The 10,597-nt window shown below is 64.2% G+C and carries 7 protein-coding genes; 3 read left to right on the forward strand and 4 right to left on the reverse strand.

All coding sequences use genetic code 11. The features are described 5' to 3' along the window. Window positions 1-8: 8 nt before the first annotated feature. The 3 genes from tssM to tagH form a co-directional block, all read right to left on the reverse strand. Entirely contained in the window at window positions 9-3,584 is a 3,576-nt protein-coding gene (gene tssM, locus RBH77_RS09640; RefSeq protein WP_311031906.1) for a type VI secretion system membrane subunit TssM, read from the reverse strand. Next, a complete protein-coding gene (icmH, locus tag RBH77_RS09645; RefSeq protein WP_311031907.1) occupies window positions 3,581-5,137 on the reverse strand; it encodes a type IVB secretion system protein IcmH/DotU in 1,557 nt (518 codons plus the stop codon). The genes tssM and icmH overlap by 4 nt, the downstream gene beginning before the upstream one ends. Before the next feature lie 155 nt (window positions 5,138-5,292). Further along, window positions 5,293-6,372, reverse strand: a complete 1,080-nt coding sequence (gene tagH, locus RBH77_RS09650) for a type VI secretion system-associated FHA domain protein TagH (protein ID WP_311031908.1) — start codon at window positions 6,370-6,372, stop codon at window positions 5,293-5,295. Between the two features lie 195 nt (window positions 6,373-6,567). On the opposite strand from tagH, the gene RBH77_RS09655 reads away from it, so the two are divergent. The 3 genes from RBH77_RS09655 to RBH77_RS09665 are packed head-to-tail and all read left to right on the forward strand — an operon-like array spanning window position 6,568 to window position 9,664. Beyond that, on the forward strand, window positions 6,568-8,874 hold the full coding sequence (locus RBH77_RS09655) for a type VI secretion system Vgr family protein (protein WP_311031909.1): 2,307 nt from the start codon (window positions 6,568-6,570) through the stop codon (window positions 8,872-8,874). Window positions 8,875-8,882: 8 nt separating this feature from the next. Beyond that, window positions 8,883-9,308, forward strand: a complete 426-nt coding sequence (locus tag RBH77_RS09660) for a DUF6484 domain-containing protein (RefSeq protein ID WP_311031910.1) — start codon at window positions 8,883-8,885, stop codon at window positions 9,306-9,308. Beyond that, the gene (locus RBH77_RS09665; protein WP_311031911.1) at window positions 9,308-9,664 is read left to right on the forward strand and encodes a hypothetical protein; all 357 of its coding nucleotides are present in this window, start codon (window positions 9,308-9,310) and stop codon (window positions 9,662-9,664) included. The genes RBH77_RS09660 and RBH77_RS09665 overlap by 1 nt, the downstream gene beginning before the upstream one ends. On the opposite strand, the gene RBH77_RS09670 is transcribed toward RBH77_RS09665, so the two are convergent. Then, window positions 9,661-10,587, reverse strand: coding sequence for a beta propeller repeat protein (locus tag RBH77_RS09670; protein ID WP_311031912.1), 927 nt, complete (start codon window positions 10,585-10,587; stop codon window positions 9,661-9,663). The two genes, RBH77_RS09665 and RBH77_RS09670, sit on opposite strands and share 4 nt — an antisense overlap. Window positions 10,588-10,597 lie beyond the last annotated feature (10 nt).

Here is a 10,597-nt window from a genome sequence, read left to right on the forward strand (position 1 = left end):
GCCGAGCCTCAGAAGCCAGAGGGACAGGTGAAGGAGGAGAGCGCCGGAAGGAGGAACGGGTCGGGGCCAGGATCGGTCCGGATCGTATAGGAAGCGTCACGGCCGCCGATGACGAAACGGACTTCGATAGCGTCGCCGTTCGGCGTGACCGTGCCGGCCTTAAGCAGGCGGCGGATCGCCCACTGGCCCTGGAATCCAAGCACCGATTGCCTGCCCGGCAAGGCTGGAGTGAAGCTGAGATTGGCCGATCCAGATCCGTTGCCGGGCCAGTTCACCGTGCTTGCCGTACTGCCGGTCTGATAGCTTTGCACGATCTGCCCGTCGATGCTGAAGAGCGCCATGTCGATATCCGCGTTGAGCGATGCAGGCGCGATGGTGATCCTTATCGCGGGCATGGTTTCGCCCTGGCGAAAGAAGGCGTCGCGGATTCCCGCTGCAGTCTGGAATGGCTTGAGCGTCGCGGCCGAGAGCTGTTGTCCGAGCTGCGTTTCATGGCGCCACTGCCAGTCTTGGCCACTCATGTCGACCAGCGGTGCGAGATATTGGACAAAATACTTGTCGATGACGCCGCCGGGCGCGAAAAGACGCGCGAAATCCGCAAGCGACACTTCCGTGGCGCTTCCGGCCGCAAATGGATAGCGGTTGTCGATAGCCTCGCGGCAGGGCTCGGTTACCGTCTGCGCCAGGCCCTTGTTCAATCGCTCGAGCGACGTTTCGGCGGCATTTCCTTCGAATTCGTCGGCGGCCGCGAGGACGAGGCCGGCCAGTTCCTTTGGAAGGCGCGTCGCGTTGAGGCGTAGTGATTGCAGCTTCAACGGCAGGCTGTCATTTCCCGCCTGGCTCGAGCCAGAGGCGGCCGCCAGCAGGCTCTCGTAGATGTCGTGGAAATTCTGGACTAGCGCGTCGATCGGCCTCTGGCCGGGGCGTCCTTCCACCAGCAGATGGAAGGGGCGGAACCGCGCGTCGATAGCCGCACCGGGCACGGCGCCCGAAGCCCCCGCCGGGGCAAATGTGTCGCCGGCGCGGTTCTGCGATTTGCGGCCTGCTATGTCGATGCCGATGCGGGCGAGCCCACGCTCCAGATCGGCCGGCGACATGCCCTCTCTTCCAGCCTTAGAATCGCCGGACGGAAGGGCGGCCGCGTCCTGCGGCGTGAGCGATGTCTCGGCCGCTATCGTCTGGAACAGCAGCCGGATAGGCGAATCCTGTGATGCGGCCGCGGCAAGCGAAAGATATTGTGGCTTGCCGGCGGCGAGCGGCTTGAATCGCAGCCGGGCGAGCGCCGAATTCCATGAAGCGGCAAAATCGGCCGCATATCGGTCGAGAAGGTTCGGGCCGAGTTGCGAAAGATCGGCGTCGAGGTCGGCTCCTTGCCACTTGTCGCCGAAGACCCATTGATCGTTGGTAAGAGTCTGCGCGGCTTTGGCAAGCGCCGGCAGATAGAAGCGATTGAAGCCGTCGCTCGTATAGAGAGCGGGGACAGTGAGCCCGGAAATATCTGCTCCGTCCGCAGTATCGAAGACAAGCTCTCCCTGCGGGCCGGCACGGGCGCCGAGCGAAAAGTCTCCGGGCGATTGCCGGTTCAGCGTCGCGGCAAGCACCGCCTCTGCCCGCTCGGCAAGCGGCATGCGGTCGAGCGAGCGGCGAGCGGCCGCGACCAGGGAGGCGTCCGGCTTGTAGAGTGGATCGTAGGCATCATCCAATGCCAACATGGCGCGGAGGTGCCGCGCCAGTCCGAGCCTTCCCTGACGGTTGGCGGGGCCGGGAAAGCGGCCCTGTTCCCAATCCCGTGTCATCCACGACACGATCAGATCGTCGTCGGCCCTGGGAGCCTGGCCGCCGAGCATGAGGTAGATCTTCAGGGGCTCGTAGAGGCTAATCGGGCTCGCCAGATTCTTTCGCACCGCTTCTTCGGCCTCCAACAGGAGGCGGGGGCGCAGCATGCGTTCCAGCCCGAGCCGGTAGGCGTCTTTCGACGCCGACAGAAGCGCGTCATGCTGGCCGATCCCGAAGCCTGCCTGCCATGGCGCGGGGGTGCCGGTGCTGGAATATCCAACCGGAAGATTCCTCAGCATTTCAAGCGGTTCGGCGACGTTCTCAAGGTCGATCTCCAGGATCGGCTTTGCGAGAACCGGCTTGGCGGCCGCCCTGTAGCTGTCCATCGCCAGCCTGGTCGCATCGATCATTGATTTGTTCGAAACGAAACTCAGCCCGATCGCCCCGACGGCGGCGAGGAGCACCAGCCCGGCGATGCCGATGAAGGCGATACGGCCGATCGCGGCGCGGCGCGCCGCAGCCGGATCATAGGAGACCAGCGGCGCCTCGGCGAAGACGACCCGGGAGAGCAGATCGTGCAGGAAAAAGCTCTTGCCGGTGCCCGACAGGCGCGGTCGTGCGCCGCTGCCGAAGCTGCGGCCGATCGCGCCTAGGAACTGGTCGATCGGGGTGCCTTCCTGCGTGCCGGAGGAGAAGTAGAAGCCGCGCAGATTTTCCCGGCGCGGCGTGCCGGGCGCGTCGAAGACGGCCGATATGAAATCGGCGACACGCTCCTTCAGCAGGCCGAACTGCGCCGGGAAACCGAAGATCGCCGTTCGGGCAAAGGGGTCCACCTCTTCCTGCAGGCGATCGATGGCTTCGTCGGAGAGCCGCGCGGTGAGCGCCTTGAAGCCGTCGGTGACCTCGCTGCGCAGATCGTCGCCCCGCGGTGAGGGAGGGAAAGTGGTGCCCCAGACCATTCGCCGCCGATTCTCGTCGAATCCGGCGAAATATTCCCGGAAGCCGGCGACGAGATCGGCCTTGGTGAAGAGCACGTAGACGGGGCACTCGATCTTCAGGGCGTCGTGTATTTCCTGAAGCCGTTCCCTTATGGCGGATACATGCGCGCCGAGTTCGTTCCCGTCGAGCGTCATCAGGTCCGAAAGGCTGATGGCGACGATCGTTCCGTTGACGGGCCTTCGGGGTCGGTAACGCTTCAGGATCGCGAGGAAAGCCAGCCAGCTTTTCCTGTCTATCTCGGCGTCCGAATCCTGGGTCGTGTAGCGGCCGGCCGTGTCGATCAGGATGGCTTCGTCCGTGAACCACCAGTCGCAATTGCGGGTTCCGCCGACGCCGCCAAGGGCCTGCGCCCCTTCCCGTCCCGCCAGCGGAAAGTGCAGCCCAGAGTTCACAAGCGCTGTCGTCTTGCCGGCGCCCGGCGGGCCGATGACGACGTACCAGGGCAATTCGTAAAGGAAATTGCGGCCCGCGTCTTCGCGCTTCAGCGTTGCGATCGCCTCGCGCATGCGTGTTTCAAGGAGATCGGCGTCGCTGCCCGTCGTTTCGGATCGCGCGATCGCCTCCTCAATCCTGCGTTCGGCCCGGCGGCCCTGCCACCGGCGCAGCAGATGGTTGCAGAGGACAAGCAGGATAGCGACGGCGATGATCGCGGCCCGGACCCAGGCCGCCTCGAATGGGGCTTTGTCCCCATAGCGGATCATCGGGCCGCCGAACCAGATCGCAAGGGCGAAGCCGGCGAGAGCAGACAGAGCCACCAGCCGCAGCAGCCAGGCCAACATGATTTCCACGCGCGGCCGGGGAGAGCTCACGGGGCCTGCTCCCTGCGGATCAGGATATCCATGCGCCGGTTGCGGGCGCGGCCTTCGGCCGTCGCATTGTCGGCGATCGGATCCAGGTCGCCCTTGCCTTCGATATGGAGGCGCGACGGATCGCCGATCGTCCGGATCAGGATATCCTTGATAGCCTTCGCCCTGGCGAACGAGAGGTCGTAGTTCGACTTGAAGACGCTCGCCGCACCCGGCTTCCGGCTGTCCGTATAGCCCACGATCGCGAGCGGTCCCTGCTCCTTGTCGAGCGCGGCGACGACGCTTCTCGCGACCGTGTCGAACGTCCGCTTGATCCGCGCCGAGTCCGGATCGAAAAGTGCGGCGCTGGCGATCTCGATGGCGACGAATTCTCCCTTCGCCGCGACGGTCAGCGTTCCATTCGCTATCTCGGCGGAAAGCTCGTTGCGGAGACGGTCTATCTGTGCGTCGGGTTTTGCCGTCGGCGAGGATGGCGGTGGCGATGACGACGAGGCTGGTGACGATAGCAGTGATGGTGATGGTGGTGTCGGCGTTGTGGCGGTGGCCGGCAGGTCGTGGGCGGCGAAGGCGGCATGACGGATGATCGCCGGGTCGCGCGGATTGAGATTTCCCAGTTCATCGGCGACGATCGCGGCGCGATCGGCAGTGAGCGTCCGCGCGGCGAAGAACGCGCCCGTGACGAGCGCCGGCAGCGCCGCTGCGATCACCCAAAGCGGGATGCGGCGCTTCCGCGGCAAGGTCGAACCGAGCCCCTCCCATTGCGGGGAGATATCCGGCGCCGCCCGCGGCCGGAAATGGCGGAGCGTCTCGTAAATATCCCGGCGAACCCGTTCCAGCGCTTGCCCGCCGTCGGATCTGGCGCGGTATTGACCCTCGAAGCCGAGCGACAGGCAGGCATGCATGAGTTCCAGGAGGTCGCAATGCGGCTCGGGGTCGACGAGCATGGCGTTGAGCGCCTCGTAGAACCCGGTACCGGCAGTCTCGACGCGGAAGAACCGCATCAGCATGCCGTCCTGGAGCCAGGCGGTGCGGTCGATGCCGGGCAAGCTGCCGACGATGTCGTCGGCCGTTTCGCAAAGCATATATGTTGCGGTGCGGGCATCGTCTTCCGTTGTTCCGCTGTCGGACGCCTTGCGCTCGAATTCGCGGATGGCGTCGGAAAGGTGCTGCCGCAGCGGTTGCGGCTCGGGGTCCGAGGGAAGCAGGCGCAGGTCGCCGAGAAGCATGAGAAGAGGCGCGGCTGCGGCGAGCAGCGGATTGCCGGCTTCATAAGGGACCTGGGCGAAGGCGCCGAGCAAGGCATCTTCGCGGATCGAAGCGTTGCCGCGCGCCTCCGGAGGCCGTGCGTCCGGTTGCCTGTCCGAAAGAAAAACGGTGCCGGCTGGTGGCTCGGGTGACTGGTTCGCGAAGGAGGCGTCGAAAACCGTTCCTTCGTCTTGGGCGCCGTGGCTGATGCGGGTGGCGTCGCCGCCTTCCGGTTCCGCATCGTCAGGGTGGATACTCTGCCCTGCAGGCGCAGGACGCTTCGAACCGAAGGATTTGCTCCTTCCGGTCATGGCAAAGCTTCTGCCGCCGATGCTACGCCGAATCGTGCCATCAACCCCCGCTTCATGCCATCGCGGCGAAGAACGTCCGGTCGCAGGAATTCAACCCCAACACTATACAGGCGAAGGCAGGCGGCCGCCAATAGCGGCCGGTCGTGGCCGGACGGCTACCGTTCCCTCGACGCGTCGGCGTAGGCCTCGCTGAAATAGGCGAGGAACACGTCGAGCATGCCGTTTTCGTGGACCTCCTCGCGCGCCGCCCACGCCGCCAGCAGCGCATCCCACGCACGCGCCTTCTTCGACATGAAGGAGGAGGGCGTCAGCTTCTTCTCGATCGTGGCGGGCGATATGTCCTCGATCAGCCGCGCCAGCGCGGTCTGCATGGCGGCGTAAGTCGCCATCTCGTGGGTCTTGAGATCGCGAAACGCGTCTTCGACGCTCCGTGCCGCGTCCATATAGCCCGGCCTGCGCCGGGAGAACATGATCTCCAGCATTTCCCCGGTCGACGGCACGAATTTCAGCGGGTTGTTTTCCGCTCCACCGATCATCGTCCGGTGACTGCTCTTGACCATGCTCTTTGCGGCCGCGCGCGCCTTGAGGAGCGTTGCGAGTTCTTCCGCGACCACGCGCAGGATGACGCCGATTTCGGACGCCACTTCGCGAGGATCGCGCCCGGTCAGGGCTTCGCGCGGGATGCCCGCGGCATCGGCAATCAGGCGCAGAAGATCGTCCGATGGCCGCCCGGAAGGCTGCGGCGAGGACGAGGGAACGGCGCGCGCGGGCGTGCTCCGGGCCTGTTCCTGCCGGGGAAGCACCTCGGCGCGGCCTTTGCCGTGCTGCGCGAGAAAGGGATCATCCGCAAAGGAAAACGGAACCGCGCGCCCGGTCTCGCCGAGAACGTCTTTGCTGGCGCCGTGGTCGGCCGGCCCGGCCTCCTCCAGTGCGACGCGGACGATGTAGCGTCCGATGCGCAGCCGGTCGCCGTGCCGCAGCCGGTAGGGCGCTCCAAGCCGTTCTTTGGAGCCGTTGACGAAAGTTCCGTTGCGCGACAGGTCGCGGAGCCAATAGGCGCCGTCCCGGTACGCTATGCTGCAATGCCTGGACGAGACGATCCTCTCGGGATCGGGCAAGGTCCAGTCACTGCCTTGCCGCCCGATTTCGAAGGCGCCGCCGTCCGCCGACCTGTAGTCAAGAGGTGCGCCGCCCGGCAGCACTTCCGCGTTCTCGACCGTCAAGTTGATGAACATGCGCCGTTCCGCTCGTGCGCGAGGCAAAAGCCTCGTCGGAAAGACATTTTAGCAGTTTCACGGACCTCGCGCACAACAGCAAATCTGCTGCTGTACTGCCGGGACGGCCGGCATCACCGCGATGGACAGGCGAGCAACATGTGCTAATCTCGCCACGCAAGCTCGGCTGCGTTGCTTGAGAGGCAAAGCCCCGACATGTCCGACGACCGTGCCGCCGTCATTGAAACGCCGATCGGGTCGGAGCAATTGACCTTCGCCCGCATGGTTGGGCGGGACGAGATCAGCCGTTGTTTCGCCTATACCGTCGGCTTCGTCTCGAAGAATTCCGAGATCGACCCCCTTTCCATGCTGGGCGGCCCCGTCTCCATCGAAGGCGAGTCCGGCGGACCCAAGCGCTGGTTCTCGGGCATCATCTCGGAATTCCGCCTGACGCGGATCGAGGACCGCCTGACACATTACGAGGCCGTGGTCCGACCCTGGCTCTGGCTCCTGGCGAATACGACGGACTGCCGGATTTTCCAGCAGATGAGCGTCGTCGAGATCGTCGAGAAGATTTTCTCCAAATACGGCGCGGCGAAATTCGAGAAGCGGCTGCAGGGTTCCTATCCGCCGCGCGAATATTGCGTCCAGTACGACGAGAGCGATCTCGACTTCGTGCAGCGGCTGCTCGAGCATGAAGGCATCATGTATTTTTTCGAGCATGGCGAGGGCGAGCATACGCTGATCCTCGCCGACGCGATGAACAAGCTGAAGCCGGCGCCCGGCTATGAGACGGTCCACTATCATTTCGAGGGCCGCGCGGCGCGCCGGGACATGGAATATATAACCGAGTGGATCCCGTCGAGTTCGGTCCGGCCCGGCGCCTATGCGCATACCGATTTCGATTTCAAGAAGCCCGGCGCCGACCTGATGACGAAGTCGTCCCATGCCTTCGGCCACAAGGAAGCGTCGGGCGAAAACTACCGCCAGCCCGGCGCGCATCTCGATGTCGGGCGTGGCGACACCATCGCTGCGGTCCGCCGCGAGGAGTTGCAGGCGCCGCATCGCCGCGTTGCGGCGGCCGGCACCGTGCGCGGGCTTTTCCCCGGCTGCACGTTCAAGCTGGAAGGTTTTCCGCGGGATGACCAGAATCGGGAATATCTGGTCGTCGGCGCCGAATACACGCTCTACGATCCCGAATACAGAAGCGGCGCCGAGGCCGGGGGCGAGAATTTCGAGGTGGTGCTGGAACTCGCGCCGACGAGCGTCCCTTTCCGCCCGCCGCGCCTCACGCCGCGCCCGATCATGCGTGGGCCGCAGACGGCGACGGTGGTCGGTCCGTCGGGTGAGGAGATATTCACCGACGAGTATGCGCGCGTGAAGGTGCAGTTCCACTGGGACCGGCTCGGCAAGAAGGACCAGAACAGCTCCTGCTTCGTGCGCGTATCGCAGACCTGGGCAGGCAGCAATTGGGGCTTCATCCAGATTCCGCGCATCGGCCAGGAGGTGATCGTCGACTTCGTCGAGGGCGACCCGGATCGGCCGATCATCACGGGCCGCGTCTATAACGGCGCGCAGATGCCGCCCTACGGGCTGCCTGCCAACGCCACGCAGTCGGGCGTGAAGAGCAATTCGTCCAAGGGTGGAGGGGGTTGGAACGAGTTCCGTTTCGAGGACAAGGCCGGATCGGAGGAGGTCTATTTCCAGGCGCAGAAGGACCATAAGTTGCTGGTCAAGAACGATCGCTCGAAGCATGTGCAGCACGACCAGTCGGACCGGATAGACCACGACGCAAAGCATTCGGTAGGCCATAACCTCGACGAGGATGTCGGCAACGACAAGACGGTGAAGGTGGGCGTCGACCAGACCACCAATATCGGCTCCAACGACACCGAGACGGTGGGCACCAACCGCTCGCTGACTGTCGGCTCGAACGAAACGATCGGCATCGGCGCCAACTCGACGGAGACGATCGGCGCCAACCACAGCCAGACGGTGGCGATCGTGCAGACGATCAGCATCGGTGCGGCGCGTGTCGATACGGTAGGCACCTCGGAGACGCGCAGCGTCGGCGGGCCGCAGGCGAACACGATTGGCGCGACAAGGTCGGTGGCGGTCGGGGCGGACCAGAGCCACGCGATCGGCGCTTCGGATTCCTGGCAGATCGCCGCCGATCAGGGAGTGAAGATCGGCGGGGCGCAGTCGACGGAAATCGGCGCGGAACGGAGTGCCAAGGTCGCGGCGGACGATGCGACCGAGGTCGGCGGCTCGCGTGGCCTGAAGATCGCCAAGGGCAGCCTTGTCGAGGTCGGCGAAGACGGCGCCATGAAGATCGGGAAGGACCTTTTGATCGACGCCGGCGATTCGATCGTCATCAAATGCGGCTCGGCGGCCATCTCGATGAAGAAAGACGGTACCATCAACATCGAGGGCAAGGACATCAGCATCAACGGCTCCGGCAAGATCAACGTCAAGGCGTCGAGCGAGATCACCATGAAGGGTTCGAAGATCAACCAGAATTGAGGTTTGACGTGAAGGCGAACGCGCGGCGAATCCATGATGTCGTCATCGGCCAATTTCTTGGTTTCGGCGAGAACGGTCCGCTGGTCACGCATGGCGGCAGCCTGGAAGGGCGGGCGGTCACCGCGCGAACGCTTGCCGAACTGACGCCTGGCATGGCCGGCTGCGACGTCGCCCTTCTGTTCGAGGAAGGCGATCCGGCGCGCCCGCTCATTGTCGGAAGGGTGGTCGAGCCGCCCGGCAGGAAGCCCCAGGCCGAAATCCTGAGTGACGGGGAGCGTGTCGTCGTTACAGGCAGGGAACGGATTGAACTTCGCTGCGGCAAGGCGACCATCATCATGGAGAAGGATGGCCACATCACCATCCGCGGCACCTATCTCGTCAGCCACGCGAGCGCGGCGAACCGCATCCGCGGCGGCTCGGTGAACCTGAACTGATGCCGCGCGCGCCAGTCCTGAAGGAAATCGTGCGTCAGCACGCCGAAATGGCGGCCTTCCTGTGGACGGTCTATGACCGCGCACTGCTTTTCCCCGAGGAGAACCCGGAACTTGACGCTCTGCGGCTGTCGCGCTTGCTCGAGCGGCTGGAGGCGCATCTGGACGGGTTGCGTGTTGCAGGGCCCGATGGCTTGCGTAATGCCGAGGAGCGCTATGCGGAATACCCCGAAGCGGGGGAACTGTTCGTGCTGCGGATGCTCACGCCGGGGTCGGAACGGCTCAGGGTGGCGGATCTGGATCTGGCCAAAGTAAGGGCCTATCTGGCCGAGACGCTTCCAGGCGGCGGAGGCGGCTAGCCGCCGTACTGGCTCATGTCGAGGCGGCTGAGGAAGATGTTGCCGTCATAGCCGAATTGAAATCCCGACCATTCGCTGCCGTCGAAGATGAAGATTTCCTTCCAGCCCGCAATCACAAGCTTTTCGGGTGAGGTATGCATGACAAAGGCATGGCGAAGCTCGCGGAAGGGAACGACGCTATCACCGTCCTGGATATTCAGGCCCCAATTGGCGTCGCTCCAGTAGCGGTGACCCTTGAAACTGCGGATGCTGAAGAAATCCCGCTCCGGGGCTGCAAGCTCGATTAGTTCCCCGTCGCGCAGCGCCAAAGCGAGGCCGTCTGCACCGCCGATGTGGATAAGCCTTTCATTGGCGACTTCCAGCGTGGTGAAAGAGCGCTGGTCGGGCAGTTCAACCTGCTCCCAGGTGCGGCCGCGCAAACGCAAGAGAGTGCCGCCGTTGCCGCAGGCATGGATCAGATCGGGGGCAGGGCCGTGAATATCGCTTAAAGCCAGTTCGTTTATCGGCGGCACCAACTCCCACGCAGCACCTTCGCGCATATAGCAGACGCCTTCATCGCCTACGACATATTGCGGGCCGCCATCGATATGGTAGAGCCGCCGCAAGACGCCTTCAGGCAGATTGGTGATGCTGTCGCCCTCCGGTGTCAGGTCATGCATCCGCCCGCCGATCTGCAGCGCGAGGTGCCGGTCCACGGCCAGGCTGGCATGCGACATGAACGTCTTTTCGATCTGCTTGCGGATCGTGAACGTCAGCGTCTCGCCGAAGTCGATCTCGAGCAGGTAGGACCGGAAATACTCTTCGTCATGGTCGGACAGTTCGAAGCTGGCGGAATACCGCGTACCGCCGAGATGAAAGCCCTCGATCGCCTCGATGTGAATTTCTTCCGGCGAAAGTTCGTCGATCGGATTGTCTGTTTCCATGCGCTTATCT

Source organism: Mesorhizobium koreense, assembly GCF_031656215.1.
In the GTDB taxonomy this organism is placed as follows: Bacteria; Pseudomonadota; Alphaproteobacteria; order Rhizobiales; family Rhizobiaceae; genus Mesorhizobium_L; species Mesorhizobium_L koreense.